A 22,284-nucleotide genomic window follows, 5' to 3' on the forward strand; every position below is an offset into this window, starting at 1 on the left:
AGAGAAAGACAGCCCTTCGTCAAGCTCAGGGCAACCGGTGCTGATGGGTGCCTAGATTCGCTGATCGAGCACAATTCCCATTTCGTCCGCGTCTTCCAGCGCCTCCGCATCGAACTTCTCGCGGGTCATGTCGAACGCGCCGGTGAGCCCCTCGACGATCCAGCTGCCCATCACCAGCGTCCCCGCGGGATCGACATGCCCGCTATAGGCGACGCTGTGGGTCCAGCCCCCGCTCCCGTCATAGTGCTTGGTGAAATCGAGGCTTGCGCCGTTGCGGCGGCCGGTCACGTTGGCGCGGCGGATGCCGCCACCCTCATCGGGCTCGCTGATCGATCCAGTCACGCTACCGTGAAGCTCCTCCAGCAGCGCGATGAACCTGTTGTCCTCATAGCCGTGATCGGCGGCATAACGGCCGTACCAGACCCCGCTCACATCCTGCGGATCGCTCATCCCTGCACCAGATTGGCGAGCGCAGGCACGTCGAGCGGCTCGGCGCACAGATACCCCTGGAAATACTGGCACCCCTCCTTGGCGAGCAGGTCGAGCTGCGCATCGGTCTCGACTCCCTCGGCGACCACCGCCAGCCCCAGCGAGCGCGCCATGTCGATCACGCCGCGGACTACCACGCGGTCACGATGCGCGCCGGTGATGTCCTGGCTCAGCCGCTTGTCGATCTTGAGATAATCGAGGGGCAGCGCCTTTAGATAGGCCAGGCTCGAATACCCCGTGCCGAAATCGTCGATCGCCACGCGGCAGCCCGCGGTGCGCAACTGCGAGAGCAATCGCGCCGCCTCGGTCAGGTCGGCCATGATCCCGCTTTCGGTGACCTCCACGGTCAGCCGCGCACGCGGGAAACCGCTGACGTCGACTCGACCGAGCAGGCTGTCGGCGAAGCTCGCCCGTGCGACATCGGCAGCGGTGACGTTGATAGACAGCCGCAGCTTGCCGAGCTTGGACGGCCATTGCGCCGCGCCCGTGAGCGCACGGCGCTGGACATGGTCACTGAGCTGGGTCTCGAGCCCCGCGCGCTGCGCCGCGAGGAAGAGCGTCTCCGCACCGATCTCGCCCAGTTGCGGATGCTGCCAGCGCGCCAACGCCTCGACGCCGACGATCTGGCCCGATGCGATCGCCACCTGCGGCTGAAAACGCACCCCGATTTCGTGGCGTTCGAGCGCGCGGTGCAAGTCGTTGGCGAGCTTCTCGATCGGCGGCGCATCGGGCGCGGCGGGGACGGCATCGCCGAGCAGTGCCTCGCTGGTCCTCCGCAACAGGCTTGCCGCCGAATCGCCGTCGATGCTGGTGGCACGCGTCATCCGCGCGCCGAGATGCGCCAGCTCGCCCGCCGCGACGAACGGCCGGCTGAGCGCTTCTTCCAGCCGCGCCTCCGCACCAGCGAGCTGCGCATCGCCCACCCCGACGCTGGCGACGAGGAACTCCGAACCGCCGATTCGCGCGACGATCGCCTCGCGGCCCAGCGCGTCGCGCGCGACATCGGCAACGCGCCGCGAGACGCCGCGCAGCAGCGTGTCCCCCGCTTCGCGACCATAAGCGGTATTGACCGTCTCGAAGCGGCTGAGCCCGATCAGGATCGCGCCCACGCCCTGCCCCTCGGCCAGCGCCCGGTCGATCCAGCGCCGCGCGCTGTTGGCGTCGCGCGCGCCGGTCAGCGCATCGCGCACTGCGACGCTCGCGTCGGGCGCGATGCCCAGCGCCTCCACCAGCGCGTGGAGCGACTTGGCCTTGGGGTCGAACTGGAGATGCTGGACTACGCGGCCGATCCCGGCGAGATCGTGCGCGAAGGCTGTCGAGCCATGTTCGTTGCCCAGCCGGCGCAGCGCGGTCTTGACCAAGCTGCGGTCGGCGGGATCGAGCCGGCGCATCACCGAGAGGAGCCCTGGCGCCTCGCTCAGCCCGAGCAGGTTGGCGAGCCCGGGGGTAAGCTGGAGCGAACGCATCTCGGGATCGAAGCGCCAGCCGAGCGGCTCGGCCGCGCCGCCGCCCTGCCCCTGCGAGCGCGCAAGCCGGTCGACATGGCGGTGTGCGAAGCGGATCGCATGCGCCATCGCCGTTGACGACATCGGGCTGCCCAGGAAGTGCGTCGCGCCAGCATCGTAGAAATGGCGCATGTGGACGGTGTCGCTCTGCGCCACGAGGATCAGCATTGCCCCGCCATGCGCCTCGATCACCCGGCCCAGCGCCTTGGTGGCGTCGAGTCCCTCGGTCAGCGCGCCGCGCGCGTCGATCACCGCGACGCTGGCGCCGCTCGCGAGGAAGCGCTGCTCGAGCCCCTCCGAGCGCCGCGCCGCGACGACGCGCCAGCCGCCGCCGGCGGCGGCGGCCGCCACTTCGTCGCGCTGGCGGAAGGAGAGCACGAATACCGGGGTCTCGGCGGCGGAAGCGGCGTCGACGACTGCGAAATTTTCATCCATTGCGCCCTCGATAGCGAGAAGCGGCGCCCACCGCCATCGCAAGGGTTGTTTGCCCGCGCGCGAAGCCGTACCTCGGCGTCATGGCCAGCGTCCTCGCCCCGAATGCCGAGAAACTGGTGGACCGCCACGGTCGCGCGATCCGCTATCTGCGGATATCGGTCACCGATCGCTGCGACCTGCGCTGCCGCTATTGCATGGCGGAGAAGATGACGTTCCTCCCCCGCGCGGAACTGCTCAGCCTCGAGGAGATCGCGCTGATCGCCGAGCGCTTCGTCGCGCGCGGGGTCCGGAAAATCCGGCTTACCGGCGGCGAGCCGCTGGTCCGCCGCGACATGATCGATCTCGCCCGCCGCCTCGGCCGCCAGATCGGCACCGGGCTCGACGAGCTTACCCTCACCACCAATGCGACGCGCCTCGCCGCACATGCCGGGGACCTGTTCGATGCGGGAATGCGCCGGATCAACGTCAGCCTCGACAGTCGCGATCCCGACACCTTCCGCCACATTACGCGGCATGGCGATGTCACGCAGGTGCTCGACGGCATCGCCGCCGCCAAGGCCGCAGGGCTGCGCATCAAGATCAACATGGTCGCCTTGAAAGGCCTAAACGAAGCAGAGATCGCGCCGATGCTCGCCTGGGCGGCCGAACAGGGCCATGACCTCACCTTGATCGAGACGATGCCGCTCGGCGCGATCGACGAGGATCGCACCGATCGCTTCCTGCCGCTGCCCCGGGTGCTCGCCGACCTGCGCGACCGATTCGATCTGGCGCCCGACGATCACGCCAGCGGCGGCCCCGCGCGCTATTGGCGAGTCGCGGGGACCGGCACGCGGCTGGGGCTGATCTCGCCGCTGACGGGCAATTTCTGCGCGACATGCAACCGCGTCCGCCTGTCGACCGACGGCAAGCTTCACATGTGCCTCGGCCATGAGGATTCGGTCGATCTGCGCGCGGCGATTCGCAGCGGCGGGCTCCCGCAAGTCGATGCCCGGATCGACGAAGCACTCGCCCGGAAGCCCGAAGCGCACGATTTCCGCATCGCCCCCGGCGCAGCGCCGGCAGTCACGCGCCACATGAGCGTCACCGGCGGATGACCGCACGCGCGCTCGTCGCCTCGCCGACTCCCCCCGCTTTGGCCGCCGAGGCGGAGTTGCGCCGCGCCTATGACTGGGTGTCGCTCGACCAGGCCGAGCAGGTCGTGGCGCTCGGCGGCGACGGCTTCATGCTCCAGACGCTCCACGCGATGCTTGAGCGCCGCCGCATCCTCCCCGTGTTCGGGATGAACCTTGGCACGATCGGCTTCCTGATGAACGACTGGCGGCTCGAGCAGCTCGAGGATCGCCTCACCCGCGCCAAGCCGTTCCGCGTCTCCCCGCTCAGCATGACCGCCACCACGATCGACGGCGAGCAATGCGTGCTTCCCGCGATCAACGAAGTCTCGCTGCTCCGCGAGACGCGCCAGACCGCCAAGCTCGAAGTGACCGTCAACGATCGCGTCGTCCTTGAGGAGTTGGTCGCCGACGGCATGCTCGTCGCGACGCCCGCGGGCTCGACCGCGTACAACCTCTCCGCCAACGGCCCGATCCTGCCGCTCGGCTCGGCGCTGCTCGCGGTGACGCCGATCAGTCCGTTCCGTCCGCGGCGCTGGCGCGGGGCGATCCTGCCGGAGAAGACCCGCATCGGCATTCGCGTCCTCGAAGCCGACAAGCGTCCGGTCAGCGCGGTCGCCGACCAGCGCGAAATCCGTGAAGTCGCCCGCGTCGACGTCGCGATCGACCATCTGCGCGACCTAACCCTCCTGTTCGATCCCGAGCACGCGCTCGACGATCGGATAACGATGGAACAATTCATCGCCTGACCCGCTTGCATTGCAGATTTCACGAGCTATAGACGCGCCCTCGGCTTGTTCCCTGATAGCTCAGCGGTAGAGCTCTCGACTGTTAATCGAGCGGCCGTAGGTTCGAATCCTACTCAGGGAGCCAGCCGCCGGACTAGGTGCCGGCGGCGAGGCATTGCAGCCGGGAAGTCGCTATTCCCTGATAGCTCAGCGGTAGAGCTCTCGACTGTTAATCGAGCGGCCGTAGGTTCGAATCCTACTCAGGGAGCCAGCGCCCGATGCGCCAGACCACAGCCATCCTCTCCTTCGATACGCCTGGCCAGGGGCTGATCGAGATCACCCGCGACGTCACCGCTTGGATCAAGGCTCAGGCGATACACCAGGGCCTGCTCACTCTCTTCTGCCGACATACCTCCGCTTCGCTGCTGATACAGGAAAATGCCGCGCACGAGGTCCGCACCGACCTCCAGGCGTGGATCGCTCGCCTCGCTCCCGAGAGCGACGAATACGCCCATGACGACGAAGGCCCGGACGACATGCCCGCGCATCTCCGCGCCACGCTCACCGGCATCCAGTTGTCCGTCCCGATGATCGGCGGCAGCCTCGCGCTCGGCACTTGGCAGGGCATCTATCTGTTCGAACATCGCCGACGGCCGCACCGGCGACAGCTCGCGCTGCACCTGATCGGCGAATGACGCCGGCCCGCCCGCGCCGCTTGCGACTCTCCCCCGCCCCTGCGATGCTGGCGCGATGAACGATCTCGACGCCTTCATCACCGGCCTGCCCAAGGCCGAGCTGCATCTGCATATCGAAGGCAGCCTGGAGCCCGAGCAGATGTTCGAATTCGCCCGGCGCAACGATGTCACGATTCCCTTCGCCTCGGTCGAGGAGGTTCGCGCCGCCTACGACTTCTCCAACCTCCAAGACTTCCTGGACATCTATTATGCCGGCGCAGACGTGCTGCGCACCGAGGAGGATTTCCGCGACCTCGCGCTCGCCTATTTCGATCGCGCAGCGGCGGACGGCGTCGTCCATGCCGAAATATTCTTCGATCCGCAGACGCATACCGCGCGCGGCATCCCGTTCGGGGTCGTCGCCAACGGCCTGCTCGCCGGCATGGCCGAGGCCGAAAAGCGCCACGGCCTCACTTCCAAGCTGATCCTCTGCTTCCTCCGCCATCTCGACGAGGCCGACGCGTTCAAGACGCTCGAACAGGCCCAGCCCTGGATCGACCAGATCGCCGGCGTCGGGCTCGATTCGTCCGAGCTCGACCACCCCCCTGCCAAGTTCGCGCGCGTCTTCGAAGCCGCTGCCGCGATGGGCCTCAAGCGCGTCGCGCATGCCGGCGAGGAAGGCCCGCCCGAATATGTTCACGAAGCGCTCGACCTGCTCCGGGTCGATCGGCTCGATCACGGCAACCGCAGCCTCGAGGACCCCGCCTTGGTGACGCGCCTCGCCCGCTCGGGAATGACATTGACCGTATGCCCGCTCTCCAACGTCAAGCTGTGCAATGTCGCCTCGGTGGACGTCCACCCGATCGACCGGATGCTTCGGCTTGGGCTTCGTGCCACGGTCAATTCGGACGACCCGGCCTATTTCGGCGGCTATGTCGCGGATAACTATCGCGCAATTGCCAAGGGACGCCAGCTCGACCGCGACGATCTCGTCGCGCTGGCGCGCAACAGCTTCCTCGGCTCGTTCCTGCCCGACGACGAAGTCGCCGTGCACCTCGCCCGGCTCGATGCCTATGTCGAGGCGCAGGCGTGAACGAGATCGTCTTCACGCCCTTCACCCACGAGGAGATGGTCGCGGGCGTCCACGCCATCGCCGCGGCGATCGAGGCCGAGGGCTGGCGTCCCTCGCTGCTCGTCGGGGTGGGCCGGGGCGGCCTGGCACCTAGCGTGTATTTGTCGCACCGGATGGACCTGCAACTCGTTTCGGTCGACCATTCGGCGCGGATCGCGCCGTTCGGCACCGAATTGGTCGCGGTGCTCGCCGCGCGCACCCGCGCCGGTGCGCATTTGCTGTTCATCGAGGACATCAACGATAGCGGCAAGACGATCGGCGAGATCCGCGCCGCGCTCGCCGCCGAAAGCGCGGTCGACGCGAACATCCGCTTCGCCGTGCTGCTCGACAACAGCCTGTCGGCCCAGCGCGTCGACTATCGCTACCGCGCGATCGACCGAAGCGTCACCAAGGACTGGTTCGTCTTCCCCTGGGAAGCGATGGCGCCGCGCGAAAAGCTTGCCGCCGAGGCGATGGAAGTTCCGGAGCGGATCGCCTGAGCCCGTTCAGCCTCCGTCAATCGTCCGGGGTGCACGATTCATCGCTTGTCCGCTCGGGAGCCTTTCGCCACTCGTGCGCGTTCGAATTGCGATCGGCATCCCCGCCCCTCGCCGTAACTATCGGAGGAACCAGTGCTTAATCGCATAACCCGACGTCCGCGCATCCTGGCGCTGGCCGCAGCCCTGATGGGCAGCGCGGCGCTTGGCGGCTGCATGACCGCGACGCCCTACCAGCCTGCGACGTCGTCGCGCGCCGGTTATATGGACGAGCAGATCGAGAGCAACCGTTTCCGCGTCAGTTTCTCGGGCAACAGCCTGACCGCGCGCGAGACCGTCGAGCGCTATCTGCTGTATCGTGCCGCCGAGCTAACCGTACAGCGCGGCGACGATCACTTCATCCTCGTCACTCGCGACACCGAGACCAAGACCGAGACCTATCGCACGCCGGGTGCGTTCGGTGGCGGTTTCTATGGCGGCGGTCCCTGGGGCTATTGGAGCCCGTCGTGGCGCTTCTATCGCGGCCCACGCTGGGGCTGGCGCAGCTACGACCCGTTCTTCGACGATCCATTCTGGCGCGGGCGCGACTGGGATTACCGCACCGTCCGCCAGTACGAGGCGATGGCCGAGATCGTCACCGGCCGCGGCCCCAAGCCGCGCGACAATCTCCGCGCGTTCGATGCCCGCGAAGTGCTCGACCGGCTGGGGCCGTCGATCAAGATGCCCGAAACGCGGTAAACACTGTTCCCCTCCCTGCTTGCAGGGAGGGGCGTTTCTAAAGTGAGGTCCTCCCCCGCTTCGCGAGGGAGGATTTTTTATGTCCTAGGCCGTCAGAGCGCCGTGGCAGTGCTTGTACTTCCGCCCCGATCCGCACGGGCACGGCGCGTTGCGGCTGACCAGCCCTTCCCATTGCGACGGATCGGTGCCGAGATCCTCGCCCGACGGCTGGGGGATCTGCATCGGGGGCAGCTGGTTGAACACCGTGCCTACCGCGCCGCCGTCATAATCGTTGGTATTGTCGAGCCCGGTCAGCGGATCGATGTGCGTGGTCAGGAAGTCGGGCAGCTCCGGCAGTTCGGGCGGCGCCATGCGGAACTGCGCGAAGGCCAGCGTCCGCGTCACGTCCTCGCGGATGCTCGAGAGCATGCGCTCGAACATCGAAAACGCCTCGTGCTTGTATTCGTTGATCGGCGTCTTCTGCGCATAGGCACGCAGATGGACGACCTGGCGCAGCGCGTCGAGCAGTGCGAGATGCTCCTTCCAGTGATGGTCGAGATTCTGCAGCAGGATCGACTTCTCGATCTGCGTCCAGGTCTCGGTCTCGAGCTCGGCCGCCTTGGTGTTGACCACCGCATCGGCCATCTCGCGGATGCGCTCCTCGACGATCTCGGGCTCGATCGCCTCCTCGGCAACGATCCACTCGTCGACCGGTGCCTCGACGCCGAGCGTCGCAGAGACCTTCTCCTTCAGGCCCGCCACATCCCACTGCTCGGGATAGCTGCCGACCGGGCAGGCATCACCGACGATCGCGTTGACCGTCTCGTGCCGCATGTCCTCGACGACTTCGCCGACGGTTGCAGCGTCCATGATGTCGGCTCGCTGCTCATAGATGACCTTGCGCTGGTCGTTCATCACGTCATCATATTCGACGACCTGCTTGCGGATGTCGTAGTTGCGCGCCTCGACCTTCTTCTGTGCGGTCTCGATCGCCTTGGTCAACCACTTCGAGCCGATCGCCTCGCCATCCTCGATATTGTTGCGCATCATCTTGGCGAACAATGTGTTCGATCCGAAGATGCGCAGCAGATCGTCGTCGAGGCTCAGGTAGAAGCGGCTGAGGCCCGGATCGCCCTGGCGGCCCGAGCGGCCGCGCAGCTGGTTGTCGATGCGGCGGCTCTCGTGGCGCTCGGTGCCGAGCACAAACAGCCCGCCCGCCTCGCGCACGCGCTGCTTCTCGGCCTGGATCTCGGCCTTGATCTGCTCGATCGCCGCCTCGCGCGCCGGGCCTTCCTCCATGCCTTCCAGCTCGTCATGGACGCGGAATTCGAGGTTGCCGCCCAACTGGATGTCGGTGCCGCGGCCCGCCATGTTGGTGGCGATCGTCACAGCCCCGATCCGCCCCGCCTGCGCGACGATCCCGGCCTCGAGCTCGTGGTGGCGCGCATTGAGCACCGAATGCTCGACGCCTTCCTTCTTGAGGAACTCGGAGAGCAGCTCGGACTTCTCGATCGAGACGGTGCCGACCAGAACCGGCTGGCCCTTCGAAGCATGCTCGCGGATCTTCTTGGCGATCGCCCCGAACTTTTCCTCGGTGGTCTTGTAGAACTCGTCTTCCTCGTCGACGCGCGCCACCGGCAAATTGGTCGGGATGGTGACGACGTTCATCTTGTAGATGTCGAAGAATTCGGGCGCCTCGGTCGCGGCGGTGCCGGTCATGCCCGCCAGCTTGGGGTACATGCGGAAATAGTTCTGGAAGGTGATCGAGGCGAGCGTCTGGTTCTCGGGCTCGATGTTCACCCCTTCCTTGGCTTCGACCGCCTGGTGAAGCCCCTCGGACCAGCGGCGCCCGTCCATCATGCGGCCGGTGAACTCGTCGATGATGACGACCTTGTCGTCCTTGACGATGTAATCGATGTCACGCTTGAACATCACGTTCGCGCGCAGCGCCTGGTTGAGGTGGTGGACCACCTGGGTGTTCTCGAAATCGTAGAGATTGGCGCCCTGGAGCAGCCCGGCATTTTCGAGCATCCGCTCGACCTTCTCGGTGCCGTCCTCGGTCAGCACGATCGTGCGCTGCTTCTCGTCCTTCTCGTAATCGACCGGCACGAGTTGCTTCACGATCGCGTCGACGCTCATATACAGCTCACTGCGATCGTCGGTCGGGCCCGAAATGATCAGCGGGGTGCGCGCCTCGTCGATCAGCACCGAATCGACCTCGTCGACGATCGCCATCGCGAACGGCCGCTGGACCATCGACGCGCGATCATACTTCATGTTGTCGCGCAGATAGTCGAAACCGAACTCGTTGTTCGTCCCATAGGTGATGTCCGCGGCATAGGCGTCGCGGCGCTGCTGGTCGGTGAGGTTCGGGACGATCACCCCGGTGGTGAGGCCCAGGAAGCCATAGACCTGCGCCATCCATTCGGCGTCGCGCTTGGCGAGGTAATCGTTGACGGTGATGACGTGGACGCCCTCGCCCGGCAGCGCGTTGAGATAGGTCGCAAGCGTCGCGACCAGCGTCTTGCCCTCGCCGGTGCGCATCTCGGCGATCTCGCCGCGGTGGAGGACGATGCCGCCGATCATCTGGACGTCGTAATGGCGCTGGCCGAGCGTGCGCTTGGCCGCCTCGCGCACCGTCGCGAATGCCTCGGGCAGGATCGAATCGATCTTCTCGCCGCGCGAGAGCCGGTCGCGGAACAGGATCGTCTGGGTCGCGAGTTCCTCGTCGCTCATCGACGAGATCGCCGGCTCGAACGCGTTGATCTTCTGGACGATGCTACCGAGCGACTTGACGTAGCGTTCGTTCGAGGAGCCGAAAAGGGTCTTGGCAATGCCGCCGAGCATGGGAATTCCTGTCGTGATCTGATGTTGGTCGGGCGGGCACGGCCCGGCTAACGGGCCCCCGCAGAGGGCGAAAATGCGAAAAGCGCAGCCCGCCTCAGCGTGCCGCGCGAAACCTCACTCGAGCCGACGCTCGAAGGGCAGATAGGTTGCGACAATCGCGATGCTTTCGCCGCGCGGCCAGGTCGTCCGCCGGGCTTCGGCGAGGCGAGGCGCCGGTACGGCCGGGATCGCCCGCTGCGACGGGTGCACCGCCGCCTGCGCCACCTGCGCCGCCTGCACCACCGCCACGCCCTGCACCTGGCGCAGCACGCGCTCGCCCGAACCGGCACCGGTCAGGCTCGCAAACAGCGCAGTGAGGAGAAGCAGCAGGTTCATTGCGCGGGCTGATGTAGTGCGCCCGTCGGCGTTCGTCTAATCAAAAGCAGGCAAAACCAGCCACAGGGACTGGTGCGCCGACCTGCCGCCAGGTCGCTATCGCTATCTACCGGATGAATCATCGACAAACTCGACTAGGAACATCCGCGTATCCGGCTTCCGTGGCAGATTGCCCTGCATCTCCGGACGCTCTGCTTGAGCAAGCGCCTGCTCGCATGCCACGGTATCGATAGCGGGGTTTCCGCTTCCCTGTTCGACGTTGCACCAATCGGCTGCGCCCCGGGCGTCGAAACGCACCCGCGTCAGCGGTGCCTGCTTGTAGTTCGTAGGCAGCTTTTTGACTGTGACACGGCTGGAGATCGGTTCGGTCACTTCCTTGACCAACACATTCCAATCCTTCTTGTCGAAGTCGCCATGTGCCCAGAAGAAGTTGCTTATGAACCAGCTTTCAACCGCTACGCCATCCTTGCGCGCTGGAACGAACCGGGCGCGTGCGGTCAACAGCTTGCAGGTGTGTTGATCCAGCATCCAGAAACCGGATGTGTTGAGAATGTTGCATGCGGAAACCTTGCCCGCTGCATCTATGGTCAATCGAAAATGGACGACGCCGAACCCGCGCTTGTTGAGCGCCGCGGTTGGATAGTCGCTGACCGACACCCAGTCACGCGGAGAGGTTTGCGGTTGTACCGGAACCGTCTCGCCGCCATCGCCCGCCGCCGCATCTTGCACAGCCAGCAGCAGCAGCGGCAGCATTGCCCCCAAGATCATTGATCTTTGCCCCCCTTTGCCCGAAGCAGCCCCACCCTCTCATCAGGTTGTCGCATGTCCATCGAACGCTCCCCGCTAGCTCTCCCCTTCCCCGCTCTGCCCGCAATCGCCGGCGTCACGCCGCGCGTCGCCCGCGCGCACTACAAGACATGGGATCGCTGCGACCTGACCTTCGTCACGCTCGATCCCGGCACGTCGGTCGCCGGCGTGCTGACCAACAGCAAATGCCCGTCGCCGGAGGTGGAATGGTGCCGCAAGGCGCTGGTCCTCGGCCAGGCGCGCGCGCTCGTCGTCAACGCCGGCAATTCGAACGCCTTCACCGGCAATCGTGGCCGCGCCGCGGTCGAGGCGATCGCCGCGCGCACCGCCGGCCATCTCGGCTGCGCGCCATCGGATGTCTTCGTCGCCTCGACCGGGGTGATCGGCGTACCGCTGCCGATCGACAAGGCCGAGGCTGGCCTCGACGCCGCCTTCGCCGCCGAACCCGCATGCTGGGAAGCCGCGGCGGAAACGATCATGACCACCGACACCTTCGCCAAGGCCGCGGTGACGACTGCGCTGGTCGACGGCCGCACGGTCAACCTGATCGGCATCATCAAGGGGTCGGGGATGATCGCGCCGGACATGGCGACGATGCTCGGCTTCGTCTTCACCGACGCCGCGGTTGCCCCCGAATTCCTGCAAGCTGCATTGAGTCAGGCGAACACCGCGACCTTCTCGTGCATCACCGTCGATGGCGACACCTCGACCAGCGACACGATCCTCGCCTTCGCCACCGGCCAGGCAGGCAACACGCTCCTCTCCGACGAGGACAGCGATGGCGCCGACGCCTTCCGCGCGGCGCTCGCCGATCTCTGCCACCAGCTCGCCTTGCTGGTCGTCCGCGACGGCGAAGGCGCGCAGAAGCTGATCGAGATCACGGTCGAGGGCGCCGAGTCCGACCGCAGCGCACACCGCATTGCGATGTCGATCGCCAATTCGCCCTTGGTGAAGACCGCGATCGCGGGCGAGGACGCCAATTGGGGCCGTGTCGTCATGGCAGTCGGCAAGGCCGGCGAGCCCGCCGAGCGCGACAAGCTCGCGATCCGCTTCGGCGCCACCCAGGTTGCCAGTGGCGGGCTTGCAGTCGAAGGCTATGACGAAGCCCCGGTCGCCAAGCACCTCGTGGGCCGCGAGATCGAGATCGGCGTCGATCTCGGCCTGGGCGAAGGCCGCGCCACCGTGTGGACCTGCGATCTCACCCACGGCTATATCTCGATCAACGCCGATTATCGGAGCTGAGGTCGTTGCTCGCCGGCGGTGCGAGTACCCTTTCACCGGCAACCGTCTCGTTCCCGCGCTGATTGCGGTTGCGGGATTTGGCGCGTCGGCGCATCCCGGCGTCACCAGTCTTGGAGACTTGTCCGATGATCGTTGCCTTGTTGCTTACCAGCTTGCTGCCCGGACAGAGCGCGCCCGTGGTTCCCGATGCGCCTGCGCTCTCTGCCGATCCGCTGGCGCCCGCACGCGCCGGCAAGCTGCGCTGCATCTCGCCCAACCCGGCACGGCTCACCTGCCAGACGATCATCCGCTACAAGCTGAGCGGCGCGAAGAGCTTCGATGCAAAGGTGAGCGGGCTGGTCGGCGGCGATCCGACATTGCTGCTGCGCTACGATACGTTCGGCGATATCGAGCAGGGCGGCGTCTGCGTGACGATGCGCATCGGCGATTTCCAGAACGGGATGCTGCTGCGCAGCGGCAAGAAACTGTCGCCCAATGACGAGCGCGCGTTGCGGCTGCAGGTGCTCGACACGGTGCAGCCGATGCAGGGCAAGAAGCGGTGCTATATCGACCGCACCGAGGCCGGCGTCACGCGCGCCGTCGTGACGATCGACGGCGTGGCGCACCCCGAGCTCGGCCAGACCGTCGCCTGGGTGTCGCCCAGCGACGGCTATGCCCTAGGGCGCTGACCCTAACGGCAACCGCGCCGGTTGACCAAATTGACTCGAAACGGCGTTTTCGCTGGAAGCGGCGAGTTGGTAATACGAGGCGCCAGATACGCAGCATCGGTACGCTGGACGCGGCACCAGTAAAAGCGCGCGTGCCCGCGCAGCTTTCGGGAGACTCGAACGATGGCAAAGAGCGGCCGGCAGCACCAACCGCGTCATGCAACCAGACGAAATCCTACATTGCAACTCGCATGAGGCTGGCTCCCCGAGCGGCTTGCGGATTGTCGGCGCGCGCAGCATGGTCGTCGTACCTGATGGAGTCCGGCCGATGATCGAAGCGTTTCTTCTCCTACTGGCCGGCACGACGCCGCAGGCCGCCGACCCGCTCGCCCCGGCACGGGCAGGCAAGCAGCAATGCGCCAATCCGAATATCGAGAAGAAGACGTGCGCGGCGATGAGCAGCTACGCGCTCAACACCGATGGCAGCTTCGAATCAACAACCACGATGGTTGTCTCGCCCCAGCCGCTGATCACGATGCAAGTGAAGTCGAAAGGCACGGTGAAGGACGGCGCGACGTGCGGCTTGATCCGCAGCGAAGATTTCCAGGCGGCAACCTTTGCGATGGACGGCAAACCCGCCGATCCGGCAATGGCTGACGCGATCCGCCCGCAGGTGGTGGCGTCGATTGCACCGATGGCCGGCAAGACCGGCTGCACGCGCGAGACGCCGGACGGCGCCACTGCAAAGGCCGAAGTGTCGATCGATGGCGTTGCCCGGCCGGAGATGGCCCAGCGGGTGCTCTGGGTCAGCCCCGCGGACGGCTACAAGCTCGGGATGTAAGACGGATCGACATTTGCGTCCGCCACTCATTCTCCCGTCACCCCGGCCTGGTGCCGGGGCGACGATAGGCCTTACACCGCCGCGTCCGCGCCCGCCATCGCGCCCTTGACCGCCTCGAGCGCCTCCGCTCCCTTGGAGCCGTCGGGACCACCGCCCTGGGCCATGTCGGGACGGCCGCCACCGCCCTGCCCGCCGAGCACCGCCACCGCGGCCTTGACCAGGTCGACCGCGCTCAGCCCGAGCCCGTCGCTAACCCCGACCGCGACCGAGGCGCGGCCTTCGTTGACTGCGACCAAAGCGACCACGCCGCCGCCGATCCGGGCCTTGGCCTCATCGACCGCGCCGCGCAGCGCCTTCGGATCGAGTCCCTCGAGCACCTGGCCGACGAAGTTGATGCCGCCCACCTGCTCGGGGCCTGCTGGCGCCGCCGCACCGCCGCCGCCGAGCGCGAGTGCCTTCTTGGCCTCGGCAAGCTCGCGCTCGAGCCGGCGGCGCTCCTCGACCAGCGCCGCGACGCGTGCCGGCACGTCGTCGGGCGAGGTCTTGAGCGCGGCGGCGGCTTCCTTGAGCCGATCGTCGCGAGCGTTGAGCCACTGGCGCGCGCCTTCGCCGGTCAGCGCCTCGATGCGGCGGATGCCCGAGGAGACCGCGCTTTCGGATATGATCTTGAAGATCGCGATGTCGCCGGTGGCATTGACATGGGTGCCGCCGCACAATTCGACCGAATAATGCTGTTCGTCGCCGCGGCCCATCGAGAGCACGCGGACCTCGTCACCGTACTTCTCGCCGAACAACGCCATCGCACCCGCGGCGATCGCATCCTCGGGCGTCATCAGCCGGGTGCCGACGCTCTCGTTATGGCGGATCTGCGCGTTCACATCGGCTTCGATGTCGGCGATATCCTGTGGCGACAGCGCCGAGGGATGCGAGAAATCGAAGCGCAGGCGATCGGGGGCGACGAGGCTCCCCTTCTGGGTGACGTGCCCGCCGAGACGCTGGCGGAGCGCGGCGTGAAGCAGATGGGTGGCGCTATGATTGGCGCGGATCGCATCGCGGCGCTCGGCATCGACCGAGAGCTTGACGGTGTCGCCGACGGCGAGTTCACCGCTTTCGATCTTCGCATGGTGTGCGTGGAGGCGCCCGAGCGGCTTCGACGTGTCCTCGACGCTGGCAGTCATCTTATCATTGGCGATCACGCCGGCGTCGCCCATCTGGCCGCCCGATTCGCCATAAAAGGGCGTCTGGTTGGTGAGGATGGTGACGCTGTCGCCCTGTACGGCGGTTTCGACACGCTTGCCGTCCTTGACCAGCGCGACGACCTGGCCCTCGCCTTCGGTGCCGACATAGCCGGTGAATTCGGTGCCTCCGAGCTCGTCGGCGATGTCGTACCAGACCTCGTCCGACGCCTTGTCGCCCGAGCCCTTCCACGCGGCACGCGCGGCGCGCTTTTGCTCGGCCATCGCGGTGTCGAAGCCGGCACGGTCGACCTGGATGCCGTCGGCACGCAACGCGTCCTCGGTCAGGTCATACGGGAAGCCGAACGTGTCGTAGAGCTTGAATGCGGTGGCGCCGGGCAGCGTATCGCCCTCGCCCAACCCCGTCGTCGCCTCGTCGAGCAAACGTAGTCCGTTGGCCAGCGTCCGGCGGAAGCGCGTTTCCTCCTGGAGCAACGTCGCCTCGATCAGCGGCTGGGCGCGGACCAGCTCGGGGAAGGCAGCGCCCATCTCGGCGACCAGCGACGGCACCATGCGGTGCATCAGCGGATCCTTGGCACCGAGCAGATGGGCATGGCGCATCGCGCGGCGCATGATGCGGCGCAGGACATAGCCGCGGCCCTCGGCGGCGGGCAGCACCCCGTCGGCGATGAGGAAGCCCGATGAGCGCAAATGATCGGCGATCACGCGGTGGCTCGCCTGATTTTCACCGGTGGTCGCGGCGCCGGTGAGCGCGCCCGATTCGGCGATCAGCGCCTTGAACGTGTCGGTATCGTAATTGTCGTGGACGCCCTGGAGCACCGCGGCGACGCGTTCGAGCCCCATGCCGGTGTCGATGCTCGGCTTGGGCAGCTCGCTGACGATCTCGTCGGCCTCCTGCAGATACTGCATGAAGACGAGGTTCCAGATCTCGACGAAGCGGTCGCCATCCTCTTCGGGGCTGCCGGGAGGGCCGCCATAGATGTGGTCGCCGTGATCGTAGAAGATTTCCGAGCACGGGCCGCACGGGCCGTCCGAGCCCATCGCCCAGAAATTGTCCTTGGTGGCGATGCGGATGATCCGGCTCTCGGGGAGCCCGGCGATCTTCTTCCAGAGGTCGAACGCCTGGTCGTCGGTGTGATAGACGGTGACGGTCAGCTTGTCGGCGGGAATGCCCCAGGTCTTGGTCAGCAGCGTCCACGCATGCGTGATCGCCTGTTCCTTGAAATAGTCGCCGAACGAGAAGTTGCCGAGCATCTCGAAGAACGTGTGGTGGCGCGCGGTATAGCCGACATTGTCGAGATCGTTGTGCTTGCCGCCGGCGCGGACGCACTTCTGCGAGCTGGTCGCAGTCGAATAGGGCCGCGTCTCTAGGCCGGTGAACACGTTCTTGAACGGCACCATGCCCGCGTTGACGAACATCAGCGTGGGATCGTTGTGCGGGACGAGCGGTGCGCTCGGCACGCGGGCATGACCCTGACCCTCGAAATAGTCGAGGAAGCTGCGGCGGATATCGTTCGTGGACGTCATGCGCGCGGATGTAGGCGGGCGCAGCGCGGCACTCAAGCGAAACGGGCATCCGGACGCACGGATATGGCGTTTCCTCATGGAACTCGCCCGGCCCAGCACACGTTCACTTCGGTTCGCCACCGCGTTTCCGGCTCGGAAGGAATGCTTATGCAGTCGAAGGCGCCGTTCGTGGCGATGCAGGCCGGCTCCGGCAATGGAGAGAGAGTCGCGACATGGCTGCGCGAGGCGCTGACCCCGATCGCCGAGGAGCCCGAGACCCGCGACTGGTTCGCGCTGCGCTTTGGGCCGGACAACTTTGCGATCTTCGATACGTTCGACGGCAATCGCGGGCGGCTGGTGCATCTGCTGGGCAAGGTGGGCCGCGGACTGGTGGTGCGCACCTTCACGATGCTGAGCGGCCTGCCCGACATCGCGATGACCGACGTCGTCGCGGCACGCGTATCGCCGGGCGACCAACGCCTCACCGGCGCGGTGCGGACTCACTGGATCGCAGGCGACGGACAGGGCCGGAACCTGGAAGCGGCATTGGTCGAGGAACTGGAACACGCGACGATTGGCGAGGGCACCGCCCGCTATGTGCTGCGCCTTCGCGATGACGACTTCCTCCTGCTCGACTTCGCCGCCCAGGGTGCGTCGGTGCCCGACGTGTCGGAACGCCTGTCGGCATCGGGCCGGGTGGCAAGCCCGCCGGTGCAGGCGGAGATACTCGCCTACAAGCTCGGCTCACTGGAGACGGCGCTCAGCCCATCGGCGCTTCGAGCGACCTCGGCGGCACGCTGAACCATTTGGGGCCGGCCGCGGTCATGTGGAAGCAGTCCTCCAGCCGAATACCGAAGCTGCCGGGAAGGTAGAGACCGGGCTCGTTGGAGAAGCACATGCCGGGTGCCAGACGCGTTTTCTCGCCGCGAACGAGGTTGACGGGCTCGTGGCCGTCCATGCCGATGCCGTGGCCGGTGCGATGCGACAGGCCGGGAAGCTTGTAGTCGGGGCCGTAGCCGAGCGAGGTGTAATAGCCGCGCACCGCGTCATCGACGGCGCCTGCGGGCGTGCCGACCTTGGCGGCTTCGAATGCTACCTGCTGACCGCGGGCAACCTGGTCCCACACCTTACGCTGCTCGGCACTGGGTTTGCCGAAGACGAAGCTGCGCGACACGTCCGACTGATAGCCCTGGACGCTGCACCCGCAGTCCATCAGCACGACCTCGCCGGCGCGGACCGCCTGCGGCTTGCCGCTGCCGTGCGGATAGGCGGCAGCCTCGCCGAGCAGGATGAGGTTCCATTCGTTGCCGCCGCCGAGCTTCCGCGTGGCGGCGCTCATCAGCGCGGCGATGTCGCGCGGGGTCATGCCCTCGCGAATGCGGGGATAGGTCCAGCGATAGGCCGCGATCGTCACGTCGGTGGCCGCCTGCATCAGCGCGATCTCGGGCGCGGTCTTGATCATCCGGCAGCCGCGCACGACCGGGTTGGCCGAGACGAGTCGCGCCGACGGCAATGCCTTCCGCAGGCCGTCGACGATGAAATAGCGGTTGGTCTCCTCGATCCCGACCGGCCTGGCGGCGAGCCTGCGCTCCTTGAGGAAGCCGGCGACGACCTTGAGCGGATCCTCGTCCTCCTGCCAGACGCGGACCTGCGCCGGGATGCCGAGGCTCTCGCGCACCGACGGTTCCTCGAAGAACGGCGTGACGATGCACGGCTCGCCTTCGACCGGGATCACCACGCAGGTCAACCGCTCGCTGCGGCTCCAGCGCACCCCGGTGAAGTAGATCAGCGACGAGCCCGGCTCGATCAGCACTGCGCCGATGCCTTCTGCCTTCATCAGCGCCTGGGCGCGGGCGATGCGCGCGAGGCGCTCGTCGCGGCCGATCGGCACGGCGCCCTTGGTGATATCGTCCAGCCCCGAAACGTCGATCTCCTCGGCGCGGAGCAGGCCCGGCAGCGCCAGCAACGGGACGGTGCCGGCGGCGCCGATCAGCGCGCGGCGGCTCAGCGAAAGGCGTGGCATCGGGGCGACTCCGGGCAAGAATTGCGTGGACAGCCGCGATACGGTCCTTGACCCGGCGACGACAATCCCCTTCCCTGCCGCGAAATTTTCCCAGGGGATGTTTGTGGGCAAGCGACTGACATGGTTCATTCTGGCCGGGCTGCTGCTGGGCGGCCTGATCGGCTGGGGGCTCAATGTCGCCTATGACGACGGCACCGCGGCGGGCACGCAGCAGCTGAAGGACATCAGCTACTGGTTCGACATCCCGACCCAGATGTTCCTGCATTTGATCAAGATGATCATCGCGCCGCTGGTGGTCTCGACGCTGGTCGTCGGCATCGCGCATATGGGCGGCACCGGCGCGATCGGGCGCGTGGGGCTGAAGGCGTTCCTGTGGTTCGTCACCGCCAGCCTGGTATCGCTGACGCTGGGGCTGATCCTGGTCAATGTGCTCCAGCCGGGCGTCGGGCTCAACCTGCCGCTGCCCGACGTGGCGGCATCGAGCGGCGTCGACCGCTCGGGGTTCGATGCGGCCAAGTTCTTCATCCACATCGTGCCGACCTCGGCGATCGACGCGATGGCGACCAACGACATCCTCCAGCTCGTGATCTTCTCGCTGTTCTTCGGCGTGGGGATGGCCGCGGTGGGCGAGAAGGCCGCGCCGCTGCTCAAGGGGCTCGAGGCGCTGGTGTCGGTAATGCTGACCGTCACCGGCTACGTCATGCTGTTCGCGCCGGTGGCCGTGTTCTGCGCAGTGGCGCGGACGCTGGCGACACGCGGGCTCGGCGTGGTCGGCGACCTCGCTTACTTCATGGGCACCTTCTATATCGGGCTGTTCGTGCTGTGGGCGGTGCTGCTCGGCGCGTGCTTCGTGTTCGTCGGGCCGCGCACCGGCACGCTGCTGCGCTACCTGCGCGATCCGATCCTGCTCGGTTTCTCGACCGCCTCGTCCGAGGCCGCCTATCCGCGCACGCTCGAGGCGCTCGACCGGTTCGGGGTGCCGCCGCGGATCGCGAGCTTCGTGCTGCCGCTCGGATACTCGTTCAACCTAGACGGCTCGATGATGTACATGACGTTCGCGTCGATCTTCATCGCCCAGGCCTATGGCATCCCGCTCGACTGGGGGACGATGATCACGATGCTGCTGATGCTGATGATCACCAGCAAGGGCATCGCCGGCGTGCCGCGCGCGAGCCTGGTGGTGATCACCGGCACGCTCAGCCACTTCAACATCCCAGAGGCGGGAATCCTGCTGATCCTGGCGGTCGACCATTTCCTCGACATGGGACGGACCGCGACCAACGTGATCGGCAACGCCGTCGCGGCGACGGTGGTGGCGCGGTGGGAGGGCCAGCTCGATCCGCCCGAGGCCGCGGCGCCCGGGGTCAAGCCGGTGCCGGCAGCAGGCGCGCCCGACCTCGACAGCTTCGAGGAATATGGCGAGGGCAAGCCGCGGCCATGAGGCGCGCGGTGATCGCCGCAGCGCTGGCGTGTTGGCCGGCAGCGCATGTCGCGGCACAGGACGCCAAATGGGTCAGCCTCTACACAGATCGCGACGGCGAGACCTTCTACGGTCCGGCTAGCGTGACCCGCACTGGCGGGCGGACGCGGCTCAAGCTGCGCGTGGTCGCCAAGAGCGACACGCCCTGGTCGGCGATCATGCACGCCGAGATCGACTGCAAGGCGCAGACGATGGGCATGCTGTCGATGGCACAATATGGCGCGGGGCCCGAGCCGGTGCGCACGCGGACCGTGCCCGCCGAGCAGATCGAGCGCCAGCCGCTGTTCGTCGGCGAGGACATGGCGCCGATCTACCGCGTCGCCTGCCCCAGGGGCGCGCCGCTGCCCGCATTCAAGGGGCCGACGATCACCGTCGTGCCGCCGCCCTCTCGTCCGAAACCTGGCCCTTAAGGCCGGACCGGGCGCTCCCTACAACAAGCTGCCCTGCGCGCTGGCCTGATGCGATTCGCGCATCTCCACGCGCGCCGCCTTCTTCACCGGACTGATGAGCGGCGGAAGCTTTGGTCTGCGCCCCATGAACAGCTCTGCCAGTGTCACGAACTGCAGCGCCGGAAAGCGCCCGAACTCGGTCTCGATCACCGGCTGCGACGCCGCTTCGTCGCGCATCCCCTTGGTCGGCAGGCCTTTCATCACGAACAGACCGAAGCGATGCTTGTCGCGCTCCATTACCCGGCCAAGATCGCGCACCATGTTGGGCGTCACATTGTCTCCCGCCTTGACGCTGATCACCCCCGTCTCGATCCGGTCCTTCGCGGCGAGATAATTGAACCAGCCATCGACGCCCTTGTCCCCGCCCTTCTTCTCGCGCGGGAAGCCGCCGACTTGCCACGACACCCATTGCTGGAACTGGTGCGGGTCCTCCACCGCCAGCCGCTCGGCACTTGCCAGGTCCTTGGGCACCCCGATCGTCTCGAACGCGATTCCCGGATACCCATCGCGCATACGGTTCTCTATCATCCCGATGGCGATGTGCGTGACATCGATCCCTATCCACGTCCGCCCCAGCTTCTGGGCGGCATCCACTGCCGTGCCGCACCCGCAGAACGGGTCGAGCACCACGGCGCCGGGATTGGAGGAAGCCGCAACGATCCGCTCGAGCAGCGCGCGCGGCTTCTGGGTGGGGTAGCCCAACCGCTCCTGGGCATTGGCCGATAAGGGAGGGATATCGGTCCACAGCGATTGCAGGCGCGCGCCCAGGCTTTCGTCCTCGTACATTTTGAGGCGGAGAGAGCCGCTCTCCTTCGTCGGATAGTGCAATCGTTTTTCCCGATCATATCGGGTCATGCGCTCGATGTTGCACGACCATCCGTTGGGATGCGGCTGATAGGTGATCCCGTTCGCGGCGGTGTAAGGATAATGCAGATTGGGGCGGACGCTCGGATTTCGCAGCGTCACGGACTGCCAGCGCCGTCCGTCGGGATCCGATTGCGCATAGACCTTGTCGGCCTTCTCTGCCGGCATCCGCGTGTAGAGCTGGTTCCAGACGAAGTCCCTGGTCTTCGAATAGAAGAAGATCGTGTCCGTGACATCGCCATAGCCACGCGAGACGTTGCCGTGCGCGAAGGTCCGCTTCCAGATAATCTCGTTCCGGTAATTTTCCGGGCCGAACACGGCATCCAGCACCAGCTTGAGGGAGTGGCTCGCGGTCGAGTCGCAGTGGAGATAGAGCGAGCCGGTCGGCTTGAGCACCCGATGCAGTTCGACCAGCCGCACCGTCATCATCGCCAGGTACGCCATCAGCGGCGAGTCACCCAGCGTGTCGTGCATCGTGCGCATCATTCCCTGCAATGCGCGGTTGGTGCCGCACGCGATGTCCAGCAAGGCACTCTTCGATGCCTCGCCCCATGTCCAGGTGTCGTCAAAGGCCTGGATGCTGGCATCCGCACCCTGGCCGTTCACTGGTTTGAAAACGAGGTTGTAGCCGGTATTGGAATTGAACGGCGGGTCCAGATAGACGAGATCGACGCTCTCTTCGCGCACATGCTCGCGAAGAACATCGAGATTGTCTCCATAATATAGCCTGTTGCCCAACCGG

General features: G+C 66.5%; 20 protein-coding genes and 2 tRNA genes. 14 read left to right on the top strand and 8 right to left on the bottom strand.

Going from position 1 to position 22,284, the window contains the following annotated elements:
• Positions 1 to 51 precede the first annotated feature (51 nt).
• Both RZN05_RS06625 and RZN05_RS06630 read right to left on the bottom strand, forming a co-directional pair.
• A complete protein-coding gene (locus RZN05_RS06625) occupies positions 52 to 450 on the bottom strand; it encodes a hypothetical protein (protein ID WP_317225830.1) in 399 nt (132 codons plus the stop codon).
• Positions 447 to 2,429: a putative bifunctional diguanylate cyclase/phosphodiesterase gene (locus tag RZN05_RS06630; protein WP_317225831.1), complete on the bottom strand. Its 1,983-nt coding sequence runs from the start codon at positions 2,427 to 2,429 to the stop codon at positions 447 to 449. Before RZN05_RS06630 ends, RZN05_RS06625 begins: the two co-directional genes overlap by 4 nt.
• Before the next feature lie 80 nt (positions 2,430 to 2,509).
• On the opposite strand from RZN05_RS06630, the gene moaA reads away from it, so the two are divergent.
• From moaA to RZN05_RS06670, 8 genes are all read left to right on the top strand, one after another.
• Positions 2,510 to 3,523 carry a GTP 3',8-cyclase MoaA gene (moaA, locus tag RZN05_RS06635; RefSeq protein ID WP_317225832.1) on the top strand — a complete coding sequence of 338 codons (1,014 nt, stop codon included), beginning with the start codon at positions 2,510 to 2,512 and terminating at the stop codon, positions 3,521 to 3,523.
• The gene (locus RZN05_RS06640; protein WP_317225833.1) at positions 3,520 to 4,287 is read left to right on the top strand and encodes an NAD kinase; all 768 of its coding nucleotides are present in this window, start codon (positions 3,520 to 3,522) and stop codon (positions 4,285 to 4,287) included. The genes moaA and RZN05_RS06640 overlap by 4 nt, the downstream gene beginning before the upstream one ends.
• A 49-nt stretch (positions 4,288 to 4,336) precedes the next feature.
• Positions 4,337 to 4,411, top strand: a tRNA-Asn gene (locus RZN05_RS06645).
• 51 nt (positions 4,412 to 4,462) lie between these two features.
• Positions 4,463 to 4,537 (top strand) — tRNA-Asn (locus RZN05_RS06650).
• 7 nt (positions 4,538 to 4,544) lie between these two features.
• The gene (locus tag RZN05_RS06655) at positions 4,545 to 4,961 is read left to right on the top strand and encodes a secondary thiamine-phosphate synthase enzyme YjbQ (protein ID WP_317225834.1); all 417 of its coding nucleotides are present in this window, start codon (positions 4,545 to 4,547) and stop codon (positions 4,959 to 4,961) included.
• Positions 4,962 to 5,016: 55 nt separating this feature from the next.
• Positions 5,017 to 6,033, top strand: coding sequence for an adenosine deaminase (locus RZN05_RS06660; protein WP_317225835.1), 1,017 nt, complete (start codon positions 5,017 to 5,019; stop codon positions 6,031 to 6,033).
• Positions 6,030 to 6,551, top strand: coding sequence for a phosphoribosyltransferase (locus tag RZN05_RS06665; RefSeq protein ID WP_317225836.1), 522 nt, complete (start codon positions 6,030 to 6,032; stop codon positions 6,549 to 6,551). The genes RZN05_RS06660 and RZN05_RS06665 overlap by 4 nt, the downstream gene beginning before the upstream one ends.
• Before the next feature lie 132 nt (positions 6,552 to 6,683).
• Complete coding sequence (locus tag RZN05_RS06670; protein WP_317225837.1) at positions 6,684 to 7,286, top strand: CC0125/CC1285 family lipoprotein; 603 nt, start codon at positions 6,684 to 6,686, stop codon at positions 7,284 to 7,286.
• 84 nt (positions 7,287 to 7,370) lie between these two features.
• Here RZN05_RS06670 and secA read toward each other — a convergent pair whose 3' ends face one another.
• The 3 genes from secA to RZN05_RS06685 form a co-directional block, all read right to left on the bottom strand.
• Positions 7,371 to 10,112, bottom strand: coding sequence for a preprotein translocase subunit SecA (gene secA, locus RZN05_RS06675; RefSeq protein WP_317225838.1), 2,742 nt, complete (start codon positions 10,110 to 10,112; stop codon positions 7,371 to 7,373).
• A gap of 114 nt (positions 10,113 to 10,226) precedes the next feature.
• Positions 10,227 to 10,487 carry a hypothetical protein gene (locus tag RZN05_RS06680; protein ID WP_317225839.1) on the bottom strand — a complete coding sequence of 87 codons (261 nt, stop codon included), beginning with the start codon at positions 10,485 to 10,487 and terminating at the stop codon, positions 10,227 to 10,229.
• Positions 10,488 to 10,589: 102 nt separating this feature from the next.
• Entirely contained in the window at positions 10,590 to 11,240 is a 651-nt protein-coding gene (locus tag RZN05_RS06685; RefSeq protein ID WP_317225840.1) for an energy transducer TonB, read from the bottom strand.
• A 69-nt stretch (positions 11,241 to 11,309) separates the two neighbouring features.
• Here RZN05_RS06685 and argJ point away from each other — a divergent pair, with 69 nt between their 5' ends.
• The 3 genes from argJ to RZN05_RS06700 all read left to right on the top strand — a co-directional run bounded on the left by argJ (position 11,310) and on the right by RZN05_RS06700 (position 14,024).
• Complete coding sequence (gene argJ / locus RZN05_RS06690) at positions 11,310 to 12,536, top strand: bifunctional glutamate N-acetyltransferase/amino-acid acetyltransferase ArgJ (RefSeq protein ID WP_317225841.1); 1,227 nt, start codon at positions 11,310 to 11,312, stop codon at positions 12,534 to 12,536.
• A gap of 125 nt (positions 12,537 to 12,661) precedes the next feature.
• Entirely contained in the window at positions 12,662 to 13,204 is a 543-nt protein-coding gene (locus RZN05_RS06695; RefSeq protein ID WP_317225842.1) for a hypothetical protein, read from the top strand.
• Between the two features lie 307 nt (positions 13,205 to 13,511).
• On the top strand, positions 13,512 to 14,024 hold the full coding sequence (locus tag RZN05_RS06700) for a hypothetical protein (RefSeq protein ID WP_317225843.1): 513 nt from the start codon (positions 13,512 to 13,514) through the stop codon (positions 14,022 to 14,024).
• Positions 14,025 to 14,095: 71 nt separating this feature from the next.
• On the opposite strand, the gene alaS is transcribed toward RZN05_RS06700, so the two are convergent.
• A complete protein-coding gene (gene alaS, locus RZN05_RS06705; protein ID WP_317225844.1) occupies positions 14,096 to 16,747 on the bottom strand; it encodes an alanine--tRNA ligase in 2,652 nt (883 codons plus the stop codon).
• 147 nt (positions 16,748 to 16,894) lie between these two features.
• Between alaS and RZN05_RS06710 the strand changes: the two genes are divergently transcribed.
• On the top strand, positions 16,895 to 17,527 hold the full coding sequence (locus RZN05_RS06710) for an antibiotic biosynthesis monooxygenase (RefSeq protein ID WP_317225845.1): 633 nt from the start codon (positions 16,895 to 16,897) through the stop codon (positions 17,525 to 17,527).
• Here RZN05_RS06710 and RZN05_RS06715 read toward each other — a convergent pair.
• Complete coding sequence (locus RZN05_RS06715) at positions 17,487 to 18,749, bottom strand: M24 family metallopeptidase (RefSeq protein WP_317225846.1); 1,263 nt, start codon at positions 18,747 to 18,749, stop codon at positions 17,487 to 17,489. The genes RZN05_RS06710 and RZN05_RS06715 overlap by 41 nt on opposite strands.
• A gap of 103 nt (positions 18,750 to 18,852) precedes the next feature.
• Here RZN05_RS06715 and RZN05_RS06720 point away from each other — a divergent pair, with 103 nt between their 5' ends.
• A complete protein-coding gene (locus RZN05_RS06720; RefSeq protein WP_317225847.1) occupies positions 18,853 to 20,190 on the top strand; it encodes a dicarboxylate/amino acid:cation symporter in 1,338 nt (445 codons plus the stop codon).
• On the top strand, positions 20,187 to 20,639 hold the full coding sequence (locus RZN05_RS06725; protein ID WP_317225848.1) for a hypothetical protein: 453 nt from the start codon (positions 20,187 to 20,189) through the stop codon (positions 20,637 to 20,639). Before RZN05_RS06720 ends, RZN05_RS06725 begins: the two co-directional genes overlap by 4 nt.
• A gap of 18 nt (positions 20,640 to 20,657) precedes the next feature.
• Here RZN05_RS06725 and RZN05_RS06730 read toward each other — a convergent pair whose 3' ends face one another.
• Positions 20,658 to 22,280, bottom strand: a complete 1,623-nt coding sequence (locus RZN05_RS06730; protein ID WP_317225849.1) for a DNA methyltransferase — start codon at positions 22,278 to 22,280, stop codon at positions 20,658 to 20,660.
• Positions 22,281 to 22,284: the final 4 nt, after the last annotated feature.

This window comes from Sphingomonas sp. HF-S4 (assembly GCF_032911445.1).
Lineage (GTDB): Bacteria > Pseudomonadota > Alphaproteobacteria > Sphingomonadales > Sphingomonadaceae > Sphingomonas > Sphingomonas agrestis.